Annotated in this window: 14 protein-coding genes; 7 read left to right on the top strand and 7 right to left on the bottom strand. The window is 72.1% G+C overall.

Annotation, left to right across the window (positions count from 1 at the left end; genetic code table 11):
• Positions 1 to 92 precede the first annotated feature (92 nt).
• The gene (locus GH740_RS00965; protein ID WP_153744249.1) at positions 93 to 1241 is read left to right on the top strand and encodes an exonuclease SbcCD subunit D C-terminal domain-containing protein; all 1149 of its coding nucleotides are present in this window, start codon (positions 93 to 95) and stop codon (positions 1239 to 1241) included.
• Positions 1238 to 4222: an AAA family ATPase gene (locus tag GH740_RS00960; RefSeq protein WP_367640212.1), complete on the top strand. Its 2985-nt coding sequence runs from the start codon at positions 1238 to 1240 to the stop codon at positions 4220 to 4222. Before GH740_RS00965 ends, GH740_RS00960 begins: the two co-directional genes overlap by 4 nt.
• A gap of 3 nt (positions 4223 to 4225) precedes the next feature.
• Here the strand turns inward: GH740_RS00960 and GH740_RS00955 are convergent, their stop codons facing one another.
• The 3 genes from GH740_RS00955 to GH740_RS00945 form a co-directional block, all read right to left on the bottom strand.
• Entirely contained in the window at positions 4226 to 5056 is an 831-nt protein-coding gene (locus GH740_RS00955; RefSeq protein WP_153744248.1) for a hypothetical protein, read from the bottom strand.
• 72 nt (positions 5057 to 5128) lie between these two features.
• Positions 5129 to 6586, bottom strand: coding sequence for a lipase maturation factor family protein (locus GH740_RS00950; protein WP_153744247.1), 1458 nt, complete (start codon positions 6584 to 6586; stop codon positions 5129 to 5131).
• 4 nt (positions 6587 to 6590) lie between these two features.
• Positions 6591 to 8051 (bottom strand): NAD(P)/FAD-dependent oxidoreductase, encoded by a 1461-nt coding sequence (locus GH740_RS00945; protein WP_153744246.1) that lies wholly within the window; start codon positions 8049 to 8051, stop codon positions 6591 to 6593.
• Positions 8052 to 8163: 112 nt separating this feature from the next.
• Between GH740_RS00945 and GH740_RS00940 the strand changes: the two genes are divergently transcribed.
• Positions 8164 to 8760 (top strand): hypothetical protein, encoded by a 597-nt coding sequence (locus GH740_RS00940; RefSeq protein WP_153744245.1) that lies wholly within the window; start codon positions 8164 to 8166, stop codon positions 8758 to 8760.
• Positions 8761 to 8766: 6 nt separating this feature from the next.
• Here GH740_RS00940 and GH740_RS00935 read toward each other — a convergent pair whose 3' ends face one another.
• Positions 8767 to 10830: an NAD(+) synthase gene (locus GH740_RS00935; RefSeq protein WP_153744244.1), complete on the bottom strand. Its 2064-nt coding sequence runs from the start codon at positions 10828 to 10830 to the stop codon at positions 8767 to 8769.
• Positions 10831 to 11193: 363 nt separating this feature from the next.
• On the opposite strand from GH740_RS00935, the gene GH740_RS00930 reads away from it, so the two are divergent.
• The 3 genes from GH740_RS00930 (at position 11194) to GH740_RS00920 (ending at position 15744) form a co-directional block, all read left to right on the top strand.
• Entirely contained in the window at positions 11194 to 14697 is a 3504-nt protein-coding gene (locus GH740_RS00930) for a TM0106 family RecB-like putative nuclease (protein ID WP_367640209.1), read from the top strand.
• Between the two features lie 277 nt (positions 14698 to 14974).
• Positions 14975 to 15124: a hypothetical protein gene (locus GH740_RS00925; RefSeq protein ID WP_153744242.1), complete on the top strand. Its 150-nt coding sequence runs from the start codon at positions 14975 to 14977 to the stop codon at positions 15122 to 15124.
• 317 nt (positions 15125 to 15441) lie between these two features.
• Complete coding sequence (locus GH740_RS00920) at positions 15442 to 15744, top strand: DUF3467 domain-containing protein (RefSeq protein ID WP_153744241.1); 303 nt, start codon at positions 15442 to 15444, stop codon at positions 15742 to 15744.
• 23 nt (positions 15745 to 15767) lie between these two features.
• Here GH740_RS00920 and upp read toward each other — a convergent pair whose 3' ends face one another.
• On the bottom strand, positions 15768 to 16400 hold the full coding sequence (upp, locus tag GH740_RS00915) for a uracil phosphoribosyltransferase (protein WP_153744240.1): 633 nt from the start codon (positions 16398 to 16400) through the stop codon (positions 15768 to 15770).
• Between the two features lie 55 nt (positions 16401 to 16455).
• Here upp and GH740_RS00910 point away from each other — a divergent pair, with 55 nt between their 5' ends.
• Positions 16456 to 16887 (top strand): nucleoside deaminase, encoded by a 432-nt coding sequence (locus GH740_RS00910; protein ID WP_153744881.1) that lies wholly within the window; start codon positions 16456 to 16458, stop codon positions 16885 to 16887.
• A 46-nt stretch (positions 16888 to 16933) separates the two neighbouring features.
• On the opposite strand, the gene GH740_RS00905 is transcribed toward GH740_RS00910, so the two are convergent.
• Together GH740_RS00905 and GH740_RS00900 are read right to left on the bottom strand one after the other, a co-directional pair.
• Positions 16934 to 17860, bottom strand: coding sequence for an LLM class F420-dependent oxidoreductase (locus GH740_RS00905; protein ID WP_153744239.1), 927 nt, complete (start codon positions 17858 to 17860; stop codon positions 16934 to 16936).
• A complete protein-coding gene (locus tag GH740_RS00900; protein ID WP_153744238.1) occupies positions 17860 to 18825 on the bottom strand; it encodes a cation diffusion facilitator family transporter in 966 nt (321 codons plus the stop codon). The genes GH740_RS00905 and GH740_RS00900 overlap by 1 nt, the downstream gene beginning before the upstream one ends.
• Positions 18826 to 18869: the final 44 nt, after the last annotated feature.

Below are 18869 nucleotides of genomic sequence, written 5' to 3'. Positions count from 1 at the left end.
AGCTACGCCGGGGGTCCGACACTCCCGGCGCAGGATGCCGTGCCCGGCCAGCCGCGGACGCGATGTCCGAGGGCGCCCGTAGCGTGGGTGCCATGCGGATCCTGCACACGTCGGACTGGCACATCGGGCGCACCTTCCACGGCACCCCGACGCTGTCGGCGCTGCGCGGCGTGCTCGAGGCCCTCGTCGCCACGGTGCGCAGCGAATCCGTCGACGTCGTCGTCGTCGCCGGCGACGTGTTCGACTCCGCCGCCCCCGCAGCGGACTGCTACACGGTGCTCACCGAGACGCTCGCGGGGCTGCGCGACACCGGTGCGCACGTGGTGGTCACCAGCGGCAACCACGACTCGGCGGCTCGGCTCGGCTTCCAGGCGGCGCTGCTGCGTGACGGGGTGCGCATCCTCACGGATCCCGCGGCGGTCGCAACCCCGGTCACGATCGACGACGAGCACGGGCCCGTGCACTTCTACGGCATCCCGTACCTGGAGCCCGCCCTCGTTCGCCGGCAATGGCCCGGCGTGCGGACGCAGGCGCAGGCCCTGGCGCACGCGATGGGCCTCGTCCGCGCCGACGCCACCGCCCGCGGCGGGCGCTACGTCGTCGCCGCCCACTGCTTCGCCGCCGGGGTCGAGGCGACGCCGCACCTCGAGCGCGACATCCAGCAAGGCGGACTCGACGTCGTCCCACTGGCGGTGTTCGACGGGCCCGACTACTGCGCGCTCGGCCACATCCACGGCCGCACCGTGCTCAGTGACCGGGTCCGCTACGCCGGCGCCCCGCTGCACTACAGCTTCGGGGAGCGTGACAAGCCGCGCGGAGCGTGGATCGTCGACCTGGATGCCGCCGGCGTCGCCGACGCCCGGTGGGCGACCCTGCCGGTGCCCCGCCCGCTGCGGGTGCTGACCGGCACGCTCGACGAGCTGCTGGCCGACGAGCGGTTCGCCGATGCCGAGGACGCGTGGGTCAGCGCCCGCTACACCGACACCGTCGCCCAGGTCGACCCGATGCGGCGCCTGCAGCGGCGTTTCCCCTACTGCGCCGAAGTGCGCCACGTGCCCGCGCGCACCGCGCCGGCCGACACCCGGTCGTTCGCATCGCGCGTGCAGGCCGCCCGCAGCGACACCGAGCTGGTCGATGCCTTCCTCACGCATGTCCGCAACGGCGAGGGCGCCGACCCTGCCGAGGCCGCCCTGATCCGCGACGTGCTCGACGAGCGCGTGGCCGTGGAGGTGTCGGCGTGAAGCTGCACCGGTTGGAAATCGAGGGGTTCGGCCCGTTCCTGGACCGGCAGGTCGTCGATTTCGACACGTTCGACGACGACGGCATCTTCCTCATCGCGGGACGCACCGGCGCCGGCAAGTCGAGCGTCCTGGACGGTGTCGGATTCGCCCTGTACGGCGGCGTCCCCCGCTACGACGGCGGCGCGAAGCGGCTGCGCAGCGACCACTGCGGGCCCGAGGACCGCACCGAGGTGCGTCTGGAGTTCACGGTCGCGCAGACACGGTGGCGGGTGACCCGCTCACCCGAGTACGAGCGCGTGAAGAAGAACGGCACCGGCACCACGACCGAGGACCATCGGGCGCTCGTCGAAGAGCTCGTCGACGGCGAGTGGGTCGCCCGAGCCGCCAAGCCCCGGGAGGCGGCCGAGCTGCTCGGCGAGATCCTCGGACTCAATCGCGAGCAGTTCCAGCAGGTGATCCTGCTCGCGCAGAACAGGTTCGCCCAGTTCCTGCTGGCCCGGAACGACGAACGGCAGGCGTTGCTGCGCACCCTCTTCGGGTCGCGGCGCTACCAGGACTACGAGGCTGCGCTCGAGCAGCGGCGGAAGGATGCCGAGGCCGCCGTCGCCGACCGGCTCCGCGCCGTGGAGACTGTGCTCGACGAAGCCGCGCACCTGGCCGCCGACCACGGGTTCACCGGCGAGGGCGAGAGCGGCGGCGGCGTCGCCGACCGGCTCACGCTCCTGGACCGGTGCCTCGAGCGCGGCGGATACCGTCTCGAGGTGCTCACCGCCGCCCGGACCGACGCGTTCACGGCCAGGGACGCGGCCGTGTCCGCGCACCACGCACTGCAGCGCCTGCATGAGCGGATCGCCGATCGGGATGCCGCGCGCCGTGCGCTCGCGGACCTGGAAGCGCGGTCGGAGGAGGTCGTGGCTGCACGCCGGACGCTGCGCGAGGCCCGCCGCGCCGAAGGGCTGCGGGCGCCTCTGGAAGCGGCCGATGCGGCGCTGGCCGACGTCACCCGGCACACGGCGCGGGAGGTTGAGGCCCGGTCTGCATGGACGCTGGTCGGCGGCGAGGCCACCGACGACGCCGCGCTGGGCGACATCATCGACGAGCTCACCGGCGGCCTCGCCGTGTGGCAGACGGCGCTCGCGCACGAGCAGGCGCACGCCGAGCTGCAGGCCACGCTGACGGCGTTCGAGCGCAGTGCCGCGGCGGCGCTCGCACGCATCGACGCGCTCGAAACCGAGCGCGCCGCGCTTCCGAGCCGCCGCACCGCGCTGGACGACGCCCTGCGCGCACAGACCGAGATCGCCGCCACCGCCGTCGACGTCCGCCGCGTCGTGGACGAGAGCGCCGCCCGACTGGCCGCCGCCGAGGACGCGCGCTCCCGCGCGGACGCGCTGCACGCCGCGGAAAAGCACCGACTGTCCGCGGAGGAGGAGGCGCAGGCGGCGTCCGCGACGTATACGGCACTGCTGCGCCGCCGCGTCGAGGAGCGCGCCGGCGAGCTGTCCGCCGCCCTCGTGGACGGCGCGCCGTGCGCGGTGTGCGGGGCGACCGAGCACCCGCACCCCGCCCCGCGCGCCGACACGCCCGTCACCGACGCCGAGCTGGACGCCGCGGAGGCGACGAGGGATGCCGCCCAGCGGCGCGCCCGCGATGCCGGCACCGACGTCGCCGCCGCCCGCACCGCGCACGCCGACGCCGCCGGCCGCGCGGCGGGCATGGACGTCGATGCCGCGCGCCGCGCGCACGACGACGCCGTGCAGCGCCGGGACATCGTGGACGAGGCCGTCCGTGCGCGGGACGCGCTCGAGCTCGACCGCACGCGCCTCGGCGAGGATGACGCCCGCACTGCTGGCGAACTCGCCGGCCTGCGCACCGAGCTGGCCGCCGCGCAGGAGGAGATCGCGGCGCTGACCGAGCGCGTCGCCGCGGCCGCGGCGGCCGTGACCGACGCCCGCGGAGACTTCCCCAGCGTGGCCGACCGGATCGCCGACGGCATCCACCGGCGGACCATCGCGGCGGCGCTGCGCGATGCCGTCGGCGTCCGCACCGCCGCCGAGACATCCGCGCACGCGGCCGAGACGGACCGGGACCGCCGGATCGCCGCATCCGAGTTCCCCGACGCGGCCGCGACACGGGAGGCGCTGCGCGACGCGGCTGAACGCGACCGGCTCGACGGCGTCGTCACCGAGCACGACACTGCCCTCGGCATGCAGCGCGCACGACTGATGGACCTCGAGATCGAACTGGCCGGGGCCGCCGACCCGCCGCCACCGCTCGCGGACAGCGCAGCGGCACTGGCCGATGCTCGCGAGCAGGCCGACGCGGCGGCGACGGCGGTCGCGTCCGCGGAGCAGGCCGTCGGTGCGCTGACGAACCTGATCACGCGTGCCCGGGACGCGCACGCGGCGATCGCCGAGCTGGAGCGGGAGCATCGCCTCATCGCCGGCGTCGCGCACGCGGTCGCCGGGCGCAACGACCGCAAGATGGACCTGGAGACGTTCGTGCTCGCCGGCGAGCTCGAGCAGATAGTGGATGCGGCGAACCTCCGGCTCGACGAGATGTCGTCCGGTCGCTACCGGCTGCGGCACACGGATGCGCTCGCGGCGCGCAACAGCGCCAGCGGGCTGGGGCTCGAGGTCGTCGACGCGTTCACCGGCCAGGCCCGCCCGGCGCAGTCCCTCTCCGGCGGCGAGACGTTCCTGGCGTCGCTGGCTCTTGCCCTGGGCCTTGCCGAAGTCGTCACCGCCCGCGCCGGCGGGATCCGGCTGGACACCCTGTTCGTCGATGAGGGGTTCGGGTCACTCGACCCGGAGACGCTGGAGCTGGCGATGCGCACGCTCGACGAGCTGCGCCAGGGCGGCCGCACGGTCGGCGTGATCAGCCACGTCGAGGCGATGAAGGAGCAGCTGCCCGCGCAGCTGATCGTCGAGGCCGCCGCGCACGGGCCGAGCACGGTGCGTCAGGGCGTGCTCGACCCGGCGTGAACGCTATCCGGCCAGGTGCTTCTGCGCCGAATCCAGAAGGGCCTGCACGAAGCGATCGGCCTGATCCGGCGTGATGGCGCCGCCGCTCGCATCCGTGATGCTCTTCGCCTCGGTCGCCATGCCGTCCTTGCCCGTCGCCTGGTAGGCGGCCAGAGTCAGGTTGCCGAGCATCACCAGGGTGTCATCCGAGTACACCGCGGTGAGCATCTCGTCGGTGGCACCGGGCTGGATCTCCCGCAGCAGGGCGCCGATCTTCGGTCGCACGTCGGCGACGAACGCGGCCTCGTCGGCGGCATCCGTATCGCCGGCTCCGTCGGTCGGCTCATCCGAGGGCTGTACCGAATCGCTCACGGACACCGAGGGTGCGGCGGCCCGGTCGGTGGGCGCCGCGGCCACCCCCGCGGCCAGGGCGATCCAGAATGCCGAGACGGCAATGGCGACCACCGCGATGATGCCGCCGACGATCGAGACCACGAGGCCTGCCACCCCGAACCCCTTGCCGCCCTGCTTCCGGCTGGCCAGCGCCACGATCGACAGCACGAACGCCGCCAGCAGCATCACGCCGGCGAGGATCGAGAAGACCAGACCGATGAACGGGACGAATCCGACGAGGGCGAGCACGGAGCCCGCGATCGCGAGGATCATCGCCACCAGGGCCAGCGTCTTCGGACGCCGGGCGTCCGGCTGCACGGGCTGCGGTGCGCCCCCGTACGGGTCGCCGTACGCGGGCTCGGCAGGCGCCGCCGCGGGCGCGGTGTCGGCGGGGTACGGGACGGTCGCGGGAGCGTCGGGCGCGGGCGGTGCGGGCGGCGAGGCGTTCTCGGGAGTGCTCAAGATGTGTCCTCCGGGACGTGTCTAGGTGTCCGAGAAGCCTAGCCACTTCCTGGGCGATTCATGAGGACATTCTCAGAATGAGCTGAGGGACACCGGCCGGACCAGGATCTGCCGCCGATCGCGCACCCAGCGCCTCCCGGTCTCGCGGTGCTGCGCATGCGTCGCGAAACGGTAGCGATACGCGACCACGCGCACCCAGGTGGGGGCCGCGCCGCCGAACGGGTCACCGGCGAGCAGCCGCAGCGTGGGCCGGTCGGCCTCGAGCAGCCGGATCAGCAGCGCCTGGAACCAGTCGTCCAGCGAACGGCCGAGCGGCAGGAACCACATCAGCCAGTCCAGCCGCAGGTGGTACGGCGCGACCTGCGGCGGCAGCCGGCGCAGCGGCCCCGGCTTGCCCTTGAACACGTACTCCGTCCATCCCGCGGCATCCGGGTCGGCATCCCGCGTCCCCTCGATCACGTACTCGATGCGCTGACGGGTCACCGTTCCGAACGCCCCGTACGCGTTAGCAAGCTGCCACCGGTTGAAGCTCGCGTTCATCAGCTGCCGGTGCGCGAGCAGGTTCCGTGCCGGCCACCAGCTCAGGACGGCATACAGCAAGAACACCGCCGCCGTCGCGGCGATCCAGTACGCGGGAAGCTCGGCCGGCACACCCATCGCGGCGGCGGGGATGCCGAACCCCGAGAACGCCAGCACTATCGTCGCCCAGTTGAGCCACGCGAAGTTCCCGGTGGCCACGAGCCAGAGCTGCGTCGCGATGATGACGGATGCCGCGACCGCGCCCACTATCGCGGGCACCGGCGAGTCGATCCAGAGCCCGAGGACCGGGGCGAACAGGAACCACGGCACGACCAGCTGCGAGAAGTGGTTGCCGAGCACCTCGAGCCGGTGAAACCACGCCGGCAGCAGATGCGCCTGCCGGCTGAGCGGCCCCGGCATCGGCTGCGTCTCGTGGTGGTACATCAGCGCGGTGAGGTCGCGCCACTCCCGCCCGCCGCGGATCTTGATCATCCCGGCGCCGAACTCGAGGCGGAACACCAGCCACCAGAACAGGACGATCACCACGGTCGCGGTCGGCTGGTCCCGCGATCCGAGGAACGCCGCGAGGAACCCCGCCTCCAGCAGCAGCATCTCCCAGCCGAAGCCGTAGAACGTCTGTCCGATCGACACGACCGACATGTAGCCCAGCCACAGGGCGAGGAAGCACAGCATCGGCACCCACGGCGGCCCGAGCTGCGGCACGCCGATCGCGAGGGCCGCGCCGACGAGGATGCCGGCCCCGCACAGCACGCGCAGGCGCGTGTCGGTGTAGCGCACCCGTCGGAACAGCGTCGGGCGCAGCACTCGCGACGCCCGCTTCGAGGAGCGCGCCCAGGCCAGCAGCCGTGGTGCGGGCAGCAGTCCGCGCTCGCCCAGCAGCGCGGGGAACTGGTTCAGCGTGGAGACGAACGCCACCACGTACAGGAGGGCGATGCCCCTCTGCAACACCTCCCGGGCGAAGCCGAAATCCACTGCGGCGAAGCCGTCCATGTGATCACTCGAACAGGTCGCCCAGTTCGACCGGGGTGCCCGCGTCGCGCAGCGCCTGCTGCGCCGCGAGCCAGCCCGGCATGCCGTGCACGCCGGGGCCGGGCGGGGTCGACGCGGACGCGAGGTACACGCCCCGCAGGGGGGTGCGCCACGGCGTCCGCGATAGCACCGGACGCCGCAGCGCCTGCGCGAGAGTGAACGATCCGCCCAGGATGTCCCCGCCGACATCCGCGGGATTGAAGGCCTGCCGCTGTGCGGCGGTCATGGCGCGGGATGCCACGATCCGGTCCCGGAACCCGGGCGCGAAGCGCTCCACCTGGCGGGTGACCGTCTCGGTGGGATCCAGGTCCGATCCGGACGGGACGTGGATATACGCCCACAGCGTCTGGTGCCCGATCGGTGCCCGGGAGTCGTCCAGGACGCCGGGCTGGACCACGAGCACGTACGGTCGGTCGACGATCCGGCCGGCCGCCACGGCGTTCTCCGACGCCTCGATCTCCGCACGCGCACCGCCCACATGCACCGTGGGCGCTGCTGCCACCTCGGGGTGGGTCCACGGCACCGGGCCGTCCAGCGCGAAATCGACCTTCGCGGCCGCCGGCCCGTAGCGATACCGGCGGATCGCCCGGGCGTAGCGGTCCGGCACGTCCGGCAGCGTCAGCGCGAGTCGCGGAGAGGCGTCCAGCAGCAGCAGATCGCCGGCGGCGGCATCCCCCCAGTCCAGCGTCGTCAGGTTGGCCACCCGGTGGTTGGTGTCCACCGCGCCGCCGTGCGCCTGGAGGTCCGCGATGAGGGCGCTCGCGATGGCGTCGGAACCGCCGCGCGGCAGCGCCCATCCGGTGGAGTGCGCGTGTGCGAGCAGGTAGAGCGCGGACGCCGTGGCCGCCAGCGACGGCAGGGCGGCGTTGGCGTGCGCGACGACGCCGGTGAACAGGGCGGCGCCTTCTTCGGTGCGGAACGTGCGCAGCATCCGCTGTCCGGCCACGGTGCCCAGCTGAGCCATCCGCAGCGCGAACCGGGTTGCCGTGACGGGGTGCGGGGGGATCCGCAGCAGCTGGTCGCCGATGACCTCGGCCACTGCGTCGACGTGCCGGTTCAGGGGGCGCACCACCCGCCGCCATGCCCTGCCGTCGTCGCCGAGCTCCGCCGCGGTGCGCTCCAGGTCGCGCCATGCCATCGCGGCGCGACCGCCGTCCAGCGGGTGGGCGAAAGACGCCTCCGGCACCAGCCAGTCGATGCGGTCGAGCCCGAACGCGCGGAAGAACGCCGAGCTGAGTGCGGCCGGATGCACCGCCGAGCACACGTCGTGCCGGTATCCCGGCTCGGTCAGGGGGAGCGTGCGGATTCCGCCTCCGGCGGTGTCGGACGCTTCGACCACCCGCACCGCGTACCCCGCCCGGGCGAGGGTGACGGCGGCGGCCAGGCCGTTCGGCCCGCTCCCGACGATCGTCGCACGTCGCGCCATGAGCCCATCCTCGCATCCTCGTGGGAATCACACAGCGGGTTGACGGCGTGACTGCCCACGGCTTGGCGGCGACGCGCCATGATGGAGGAATCGATCGGCACGGGAGGGCGACATGGAATCGACGAGACTGGACACCCCCACGGGCATCGAGGCCCGCCTGGGGTGGGCGCCGGGGTCCGAGCCGGGCGAGCGCATCCGCAAACTCGCGAAGCAGATGCTCGCCGAGCGCCTGGAGATCGATGCCGCGTTCGTGAACATCGACCGCGAGGTTCCGAAGCAGTTCGGCCACCACCCGCAGCTCGTTGCCGTCGTCGACGGACGCGACGTCCCCGTCGACATCCGTACCGCGAGTTACCGCACGGCGTCGGTCGTGGCGCTCTCCGATCCCGGGCTGCTGGTCGGCCTCGACATCCGCGACCACCAGGCCGACGAGGTGAGCCTGCGCGAGATCCGCGACCATTCGCACCTGTGGGGCGACAGCCTGTGGGAGCGGGCCAGCAACGAGCAGCTGGTGCTGCACTGGTCCCGCGTGCAGGCCGTGCGCCAGGCCGATCCGCGCGGGGTGAGCATCCGCCCGGAGCAAGTGCGCCTGGACCCGCCGTTCGCGAAGGCGTGGACACCGGAGCGCCGAGCCGAGTACCGGCTCGCCGACCTGTCGCGCGGCGGCTTCCTCGTCACGATGGCGTACGGCACCCCCGCCACCGACTGAGTCGACTCACTCCACGAGGTCGGGCAGCGCCGCTGTCAGCTCGGCAAGCCACACGCGGGCGTTCCCGTCCGACGGCGCACGCCAGTCGCCGCGCGGCGACAGCGACCCGGCGGGAGACACCTTCGGCCCGTTCGGGATCGCCGTGCGCTTGAACTGCGCGAACCCGAAGAACCGCTGCAGGAACACCTGCAGCCACCGCGCGATCGTCGGCAGGTCGTAACCGTACCGATCGGGCTCGGGGAACCCGGGCGGCCACGCCCCGGCATCCTTGTCCTCCCACGCATGCTGTGCGAGGAACGCGATCTTCGACGGGCGGAAACCGAAGCGCAGGATATGGAAGAGCGCGAAATCGTGCAGCGCGTACGGGCCGATCCGGTCCTCGGTGGACTGGATCCTGCCGTCCTGGCCGGCCGGTACCAGCTCCGGGCTTATCTCGGTGTCCAACACCGACTGCAGCACGCGGGCCGCCGCGGCATCCACCCACCCCTCGTCTGCGCCGGTCGCGATGACCCAGCGGATCAGGTGCTGGATCAGTGTCTTGGGGACGCCGGCGTTCACCGCGTAGTGGCTCATCTGGTCGCCGACCCCGTACGTCGACCAGCCCAGCGCTATCTCGGACAGGTCGGACGTGCCGACGACGAATCCGCCGCGCTGGTTCGCCAGCCGGAACAGGTAGTCGGTGCGCAGCCCCGCCTGCACGTTCTCGAACGTGACATCGTGCACCGGCTCGCCGGCGGCGAACGGGTGGCCCATCTTCGTGAGCAGCTCCATCGCCGCGGGCCGGATGTCGAGCGTCTCGATCGTCGCGCCGATCGCCTCGGCGAGGGCGACGGCATTGCCGCGGGTGTGGTCGCTGGTGGCAAACCCGGGCATCGTGAACGCGAGGATGTCGCTGCGCGGCCGATCCATCCGGTCCATCGCGCGGGCGATCACCAGCAGCGCATGCGTGGAGTCGAGGCCCCCGGAAACGCCGATCACGGGCTTCGGCCGGCCGATGGCATCCATCCGCCGAGTCAGGCCGGACACCTGGATGTTGAACGCCTCGTAGCAGTCCAGGGCGAGCCGGGCCGGATCGTCCGGGACGAACGGGAACCGGTCCAGCGGGCGCCGCAGGCCGATGTCGGCGGCCGGCGGGTTCAGGACCACCGGGATGCACATCGGCTCGGGGCCCCCGGCGGTGGCGCGGTTGTCATCGAACGTGCCCTGGCGCAGCCGGTCCTGGCGCAGCCGGTCGAGGTCGACGTCGGCGGTCGAGCGGCGCGGGCCGTCGGGGAACCGCTCCGTCTGCGCCAGCAGATCGCCGGCCTCGAAGATCAGGGTCTGCCCGTCCCACGACACATCGTTCGTGGACTCGCCGGGGCCGGCGGCGGCGTACGCGTACGCGGCGAGGCAGCGCAGCGACTGTGAGCGGCACAGCGTCTTGCGGTCCTCGGCGCGGGCGACCGTGATGGGGCTTCCGGAGAGATTCACGAGCACCGTGGCGCCCGCCAGCGCCGCGTGCGACGACGGCGGGACGGGAACCCATACGTCCTCGCACACTTCCGCGTGCAGCACGAGCCCGGGCACGTCCTGCACCTCGAACAGCAGGTCGGTGCCGAACGCGACGGTGTGCCCGCCGATCCGGATCGGGTCGCCCGACCACGGCCGGCCCGGCGCGAACCACCGGCGCTCGTAGAACTCGCGGTAGGTGGGCAGATGCGCCTTGGGGGCGACGCCGATGATGTCGCCGCCGTGGATGACGACAGCGCAGTTGTACAGCCGGCTGCCATGGCGCAGCGGGGCGCCGACGACGAGGATCGGGAAAAGGTCGGAGGATGCCGCGGCCAGGCGCTCGAGCTCGTGCTCCACAGCATCCAGGACCGCGTCCTGCATCACGAGGTCCTCGATCGAGTAGCCGGACAGGCACAGCTCGGGGAACACCGCCACCGCCACCGCGTCGTCGTGGCACTCGCGGGCGGTGGCCAGGATCGCGTCGACGTTGGTCTGCGGGTCGGCCAGGGCGATGGGGATCGTGCAGGCCGCGATGCGCGCGAACCCGTGCCGGTACGCGCTGTCGAAGGGCAGGCTCATGGTGCCAGTCTGGCACCCGGCGTGCGCGGTCGTGGTGCGTGGCGCTCGGCTCCGCATTGGGTGCGCGCGGCGTTCCTCGTGCTGTAGCGCGCGCTGTGCTCGTCGTTCTGCTCGCGCTGCGCTCGTCGTGCGGCAGCGTGCGCTGCGTCGTCGTTCTGCTCGCGCTGCGCTCGTCGTTGCGCACGCGCTGCACTTTTCGGCATCCGCGCCAGCGATTGCGTGGCGCGAACGCGGAACGGTGCAGCGCGAACGGCACTGGCATGCGCGTGACGGGATGTCGGATGCCCCGCGCTGCCGTCCGCGGGCGGTCCCGGCTCGGGGCTGTCGGATGCCGTCGGTATGGTCGAGGCGGAAGGGAGAGGCGTGCGGTATATCGAAGACGAGGGCCGGATCGTCTGGAGCGCGAGCGACCTGAAGGCGGCAGCCGAGTGCGAGTTCGCCTGGCTGCGGGCGATCGACGCGAAGGCCGGCCGCGTTCCGGCCGTCGCCGATCCCGAGGATGCGACACTCGAGCGCGCCGGACGCCTCGGCACCGCGCATGAGCGCCGGGTGCTGGATGCCTACCGAAACCACCTCGGCGACGGCGTCATCGAGATCGCCGAGACGCGGTCCTCCGACGCCGCCGGGTTGGCGGATGCTGTCCGCGACACGGAACGCGCGCTGCGCGATCCCGCCACCCGCGTCGTCTACCAGGCCGCGTTCGCGACCGAGGAGTTCGTCGGATTCGCCGACTTCCTGCTGCGCGACGATGACGGTCGGTGGGTCGTGCAGGACTCCAAGCTCGCCCGCCACGCGCGCGTCACCGCACTCATGCAGCTGGCGGCATACGCCGACCAGCTCGATCGGCTCGGCATTCCGCGGGCGGATCGGGTGGAGCTGCTCCTCGGCGACGGCACAATGAGCACGCACGCCGTGGACGACCTGATGCCCGTGTTCCGGCTGCGTCGCGATCGCCTCCGTGCGCTCGTCGCCGACCGCGACCTTGCGCAGGGTTCCACCCACCCCGCGATCGCCTGGGGCGACGGGCGCGGCGAACTGGGCGTGGTCGCCTGCGGGCGCTGCGCCACGTGCGATCAGGAGGTCGTCGCGTTCCGCGACCTGCTGCTGGTGGCCGGGATGCGCCCGGTCCAGCGCGAGCGATTGCGGGATGCCGGCATCCTCACGATCGACGCCCTGGCAGCAGCATCCACCCCGCCCGCGCGGATGAGCGGCGAGACGTTCGGGATGCTGCGGACACAGGCGCGCCTGCAGCTGGAGAGCCCCGCCGGCATCCCCGGACTTCACGAACCGTCGGCATCCCCTGCCGTTCCGGTGTATCAGGTCGTCTTCCCCAAGGGGCTGGGCGCACTTCCGCGCCCCGACCTGGGCGACCTGTTCTTCGACTTCGAGGGTGACCCGCTGTACACCGAGGGGCTTGCCCGCGACTGGGGTATCGACTACCTGTTCGGGTGGGTCGACATCCGCGAGGAGTATTCCGCCCTGTGGGCGCACAGTTTCGCGGAGGAGAAGGTGGCGCTGGAGCGCTTCCTCGACATCGTGCAGGCGGTGCGGCGAGAGCATCCCGACATGCACATCTACCATTACGCGCCGTACGAGCCCACGCACCTGCTCGCGATGGCCGCGCGGCACGGCGTGCGCGAGGCCGAGGTCGACGCGCTGCTGCGCGACGGCGTGTTCGTGGATCTGTACCCGATCGTGCGGCGGGCGCTGAAGGTGGGGTCTCGCTCGTACTCGATCAAGAAGCTCGAGCCTCTATACATGGGCGCCGAGGTCCGCACGAGCGACGTACAGCGCGGCGACGACTCCATCGTCAAGTATGTGGAGGCGCGGGCCCTCGCCGCCGAGGGTCGGGAAGTCGCGGCCCAGACCGTGCTCGACGATCTGGCCGACTACAACCGCTACGACTGCGTCTCCACCCGCCGGCTGCGCGACTGGCTCGTCGAGCGTGCCCGGGAGAGCGGGCTGCGGCCCTCGCGGGACATCGAGTCCGTCGAGGTCGCGTACGAGGCCAAGCCCCAGGCGGAGCAGCTGCGTGCCCTCGCCGACGCGGCCGAGGCGGCCGGGGGAACCGAGGCGGATGTCGAGGCGCTGCGCCTGGGCGCGGCGGCCATCGACTACTATCCGCGCGAGGCGAAGGCGTTCTGGGCCATGCACTTCCTGCGGCTGCGGGAGCCGCTGTCGGTGTGGGAAGACACCCGCGACGTGGTGGTGGTGGATGCCGCGGGCAGCGGCGTGGTCGAGCAGTGGGAGCCAGGTCCGCGCTCGATCCGCCGCATCGTGCGACTGCGCGGCGAGGTGGCGCCGGGCACCCGGCTGACCGAGGGATCCCGCCCGTTCGCCCTCTACGAGACGCCGGCACCGTTCTCGGTCCCGTCGATGACGCGATGGGTGCACGTGGCGCGGGAGGTCGAGGTCCTCGAGGTCCTCGACGACGGCGCGGTGGTCGCCGAGACGGCCATGGACGGCCAGACGTGGTCGGAACTGCCCGTCGCCCTGGCGCCCGCGGCGCCACCGCGCGCGGGAAACCAGCAGACAGCGATCGAGGAATGGGCGGACGCGCTGATCGCAGCGGCGCCGGCCCTTCCGGCAGACCCGGCCACCGACATCCTGCGCCGACGTCCGCCCCGCACCCGATCCGGTGCGCTGCCCGGGGGACGCGCCGAGGACCACATCGGCGCCATCACCGCTGCACTCCTCGACCTGGATCGCAGCCACCTATCCGTCCAGGGCCCGCCGGGCACCGGCAAGACCTACATCGGCTCGCACGTGATCGCGGCCCTCGTGCGCGAGCATCACTGGAAGGTCGGGGTGGTCGCGCAGTCGCACGCTGTCGTCGAGCACATGCTCGATCAGGTCGTGGATGCCGGGGTCCCCGCGGCGCAGGTCGGCAAGGCGCGCAAGGCCGGAGCGGACGGTGACGTGTCCTTCACGGTGTTCCCGAAGAACGGGCTCGCCCGGTACACGGAAGAGCACGCCGAGACCGGGTTCGTCGTGGGCGGCACGGCGTGGGACTTCAGCCATCCGGGGCGGGTGCCGCGCCGGTCGCTGGACCTGCTCGTGATCGACGAGGCCGGTCAGTTCTCGCTGGCCTCGACGATAGCGGTGGCAACGGCATCCGATCGTCTGCTGCTGCTGGGCGATCCGCAGCAGCTGCCACAGGTGAGCCAGGGCATCCATCCGGAGCCGGTGGATGCCTCCGCCCTCGGCTGGGTCATGGACGGAGCATCCGTCATTCCGCCTGAGCTCGGGCACTTCCTCGACCGGTCGTGGCGCATGCATCCCGACGTCGCCCGGGCGGTCTCGCTGCTGTCCTACGACGGGGAGCTGGCGTCGCATCCGTGTGCCGCGCTGCGCCGGCTCGACGGGGTCGCGCCCGGCGTGCATCCCGTGGCGGTCCGGCATCACGGCAACGCGACGCAGTCGCCCGAGGAGGCGGCCGAGGTGGTGCGGATCGTCCGCGATCTGCTGGGCCGCGCCTGGGTGGACGCCGACGGCGAGCAGGCGCGTCAGCCGCGGCCCTTGACGCAGGCCGACATCATCGTCGTGACGCCGTACAACGCGCAGCAGGTCATGGTCGAGCAGGCGCTCGCCGAGGCGGGGTTCGCAGATATTCCGGTCGGCACCGTGGACCGGTTCCAGGGGCAGGAGGCGGTCGTGTCGATCGTCTCGCTCGCGGCGTCCAGCGGGAAGGATGCGCCGCGCGGCCTCGAGTTCCTGCTGCTGCAGAACCGGCTGAACGTCGCCATCTCGCGGGCGAAGGTGGCCGCATTCCTCGTCTATGCCCCCGGCCTGCTCGATGACCTCCCGCGAACGCCGGACGGCGTCGCGCGCCTGAGCGCGTTCGCCCGTCTGGTCGGCGTGGAGTAACCCACGCGGCGGCGTCTGGGCTGCCATGTGTCGCACAAGGTGCGGGGTGCCGGGTCCTCACGCCGCATGTTCTGCGGCCCGCTGAAGACCGTGTCGCACAAGGTGCGGGATGCCGTGCCCTCAGATCGCATGTTCTGCGACCCGCTGAAGACCGTGTCGCATAAGGTGCGGGATGCTACGCCTTAAAGGCGCATTTTCTGGGACCGACTCGGGAGCGTGTCGCTCTTGTTGTGGGGATGTCACCGCTGAAAGCCGCAGGTTCGGAGACACACCATCGATGGCGTCGTACAGTGGCGCGACGGCGCTCTGCTGGAACGTGTCGCAGAAGATGTGGGATGTCCGGCCGCGTAGCCGCACCTTCTGCGACATCCCGCCCTACGCGTCCTACAACCTGCTGGATGTGGCCACGTCAGGCCGCATCTTCTGAGACCGGCTGGGGAGCGTGTCGCAGAACACACGCGCCGGCGCCGCTGCCGAACGTGTCAAACACGGTGCGGGATGCAGCGCCGCGAAGCCGCATGTTCGGAGACGCACCGCCAAGGCGTCGCACACGGTGCGGGGTGCCGGGCCCTCACGCCGCATGTTCTGCGACCCGCCGAAGACCGCGTCGCACAAGGTGCGGGATGTCGCCTCGCAAAGCCGCGTGTTCTGCCACACACCGCGCGGGGCGTCGCAGACCCGGCGCCCGTGGGCCGTGCCGTCACCTCCGGTGTGTGCCGCGAATCCGCCACCTAGACTCGTCGCATGGCCGAGGACCTGCCGCAGCAGTTCGAGATCGATCTGCCGCCCGAGAACATCGCCGGAAGCTACGCCGACTTCGCGAACGTCTGGCACACGCCGACGGTCTTCGTGATGGATTTCGTGACGCTCGCGCAGCCTCCACGGGAGGACACGAACGCCGACACCGGCGAGCGCGTGGCCGTGGTCCCGGCCCGCGTCGTCAGCCGCATCCGGATCCCTCCCGAGCAGGTGTTCGAGCTCGCCAAGGCGCTCACCCAGCAGCTGGAGTTCTGGGAGCAGGAGACCGGCCGCCGTTCGCCGTCCTGAGCCGCCCGAGCCTGCAGACCCGGTCAGACCGTCCCGTAGAGCCGGTCGCCGGCGTCGCCGAGCCCCGGCACGATGTAGCCGCGCTCGTTGAGCCGCTCGTCGCGCGCGCCCAGGACCAGGGTGACGTCCCGGTCGCCGACCTGCTGGTCGATCCGGGCGATGCCCTCGGGGGTGCCCAGCAGGCAGATGGCGGTGATGTCCTGCGCGCCGCGCTGGAACAGGAAGTCGATCGCCGCGCCCAGTGATCCGCCGGTGGCGAGCATCGGGTCGAGCACGAAGCACTGCCGGTCGCTGAGGTCGGTGGGCAGGCGTTCCGCATACGTGGTCGGCAGCAGCGTCTGCTCGTCGCGCACCATGCCGAGGAAGCCGACTTCGGCGGTCGGCAGCAGCTTGACCATTCCCTCCAGCATCCCGAGCCCGGCCCGCAGGATCGGCACCACGAGGGGCCGCGGCTCCTCGATGCGGACGCCGGTCGCTGCGGCCACCGGGGTCTGGATCTGGACCGGGGCGACCCGGACGCCGCGCGTGGCCTCGTACGCGAGGAGCGTGACGAGCTCCTCGGTGAGCTGGCGGAACACCGGCGACGGGGTGCGCTCGTCGCGCAGCACCGTGAGTTTGTGGGTGATCAGGGGATGGTCGGCGATGTGCACGCGCATGGTCCCAGATTACCGGGCGGGCCCGTACCCTCGAGATGTGCACGTCGACGCTGCGATGGACCGCGCCCTCGCCCTGGCCGCACAGGCGGCTCGGGGCGCCGACGTCCCCGTGGGAGCGGTGGTGCTGGATGCCGCCGGCCGGCCGGTGGGCGAGGGCCGCAATCTCCGCGAGGAGACCGGCGACCCCACCGCGCACGCCGAGATCGTCGCGCTGCGTCAGGCCGCGGCATCCCTCGGCACCTGGAACCTCGAGGGGCACACGCTCGTGGTCACGCTCGAGCCGTGCGTGATGTGCGCGGGCGCGATTCTGCAGGCGCGCATAGCGCGCGTCGTGTTCGGGGCGTGGGATGACAAGGCCGGCGCGGCCGGGTCGATGTACGACGTTCTCCGCGACCGCCGGCTGCCGTATCGCGCCGAGGTCGTCGGCGGCGTGCGCGCGGACGAGGCGTCAGCGCTGCTGCGGGCGTTCTTCGACGCTCGCCGGTAGACGCGCGTCGGTAGGCGCTGCGCTGCGCGCGCGGGGGCCACCGCGACTACAGGGCCCGCAGCCGCGGAAGCACGACCCCACCCAGCAGCTCCAGGTGGTCGAGGTCGCGCAGATCCATGAGCTGGAAGTAGACGCGCTGTGCGCCGAGGTCCCGCAACCGCACCACCTTCTCGACGATCTCGTCCGGCAGGCCGGCGATCACGTCGTCGCCGCGAACGGCGGCGGGGTTCCGGCCGATCGCGGCCGCCCGGCGCGACAGCTCGGCCTCGTCGGCGCCGACCAGCGTCGGCAGCGCGACGGAGAGCTTCAGCGTCCCCGGATCGCGGCCGGCCCGCTCGCACGCACTCCGCACGCCGGCGAACTTCTCCGCGATGACGTCCTCGGGCTGAAACCCTATGTTGAACTCGGTCGCGAACCGGGCCGCTATGGCGGGTGTGCGCCGGGGGCCGCCCCCGCCGACGATGACCGGCACGCGATCCTGCACGGGCTTGGGCAGCGCAGGGGCGTCCACGAGCGTGTAGTGCGCGCCCGCGAACGAGTACGGCCCGTCCGCGGCCCACAGGCCGGTGATGACCTCGAGCTGCTCCTCCAGCATCCCGAACCGCTTCGCCGGGAACGGGATGCCGTACGCCCGGTGCTCCGCCGCGAACCACCCCGTGCCGAGGCCGAATTCGACACGGCCGCCGCTCATGGCATCAACCTGCGCGACCTGGATCGCCAGGATGCCGGGATGACGGTGCGTCGCCGACGAGACGAGCGTGCCCAGCCGGATGCGCGAGGTCTGCACGGCGAGTCCCGCCAGCGTGGTCCATGCGTCGGTGGGCCCGGGCAGCGGATCGCCCTTGCCCATGCGCATGTAGTGGTCGCTGCGGAACCAGGCGTCGAAGCCGAGCCGCTCCGCTGCCACCGCGTGTGCGCGCTGGTCGTCGTACGCGAACCCCTGCTGCGGCTCGGTGAACGCGCAGAACTCCATCAGTCCTCCGACTTCAGAATGAACGCCTCGGTGGGCGGGGCGGGATCGGCGGCCGGCCGGTAGACGTCCGGCTCCAGGTAGATGACGCGCGCGATCGGCACCGCGGCGCGGATGCTGCGCTCGACGACGTCGATGTCCGCGGCCACCGTCGACAGCGGCCTGTCGGCCCGGAACGCGAGCTTGGCGGCCACCAGCAGCTCGTCCGGCCCGAGGTACAGGGTGCGCAGGTGGATGACCCGCTCCACGTCGGGGCCGGCTTCGACCGCGTCGACGATGCGCCTCAGGTCGGCCGGCTTCGCGCCCTCGCCCACCAGCAGGCTCTTCGTCTCCACGCCGAGCGTGATCGCGACGAGGATCAGCAGCGTCCCGATCATGAGCGTGCCGATCGCGTCGAACAGCGGATTCCCCGTCAACCACGCCAGGCCGACCCCGAGCAGGGCGAACACGAGACCGGTCAGGGCCGCGACATCCTCCAGCAGCACGACCGGCAGCTCCGGCGCCTTCGCATGGCGGATGAACGCGAACCACGATTCGTCCTTCTGCTTGTGCGGCCTGGACTCGCGGACCGCGGTGCGCAGCGAGAACGACTCGAGGACGATCGCTATCACGAGCACGAGCACGGCCAGCCACACGTTGTTCAGCTCGTGCGGGTCGGTGATCTTCCCGATCCCCTCGAAGAGGGAGAACAGCCCACCCACCGAGAAGAGGATGATCGCGACGACGAACGCGTACACGTACCGTTCGCGGCCGTACCCGAACGGATGCTCGTGGTCGGCCTCTCGGCGCGCGCGGCGCCCGCCGAGCATCAGCAGCAGTTGGTTGCCGCTGTCGGCGACCGAGTGGATGCCTTCGGCCAGCATCGACGCCGAGCCGGAGAAGAACCACGCGACGAACTTGGCCACCGCGATGCCCAGGTTCGCGAGGAACGCCGCGAGGATCGCCTTGCCGCCGCCGGTAGCACTCATGGGCTCGAGTCTAGGGACGGACCGACGAGAACCGGACGCGGGAT

The sequence above is a fragment of the Microbacterium sp. SYP-A9085 genome (assembly GCF_009649635.1).
Lineage (GTDB): Bacteria > Actinomycetota > Actinomycetes > Actinomycetales > Microbacteriaceae > Microbacterium.
This window is presented reverse-complemented; position numbering and strand designations above follow the sequence as displayed.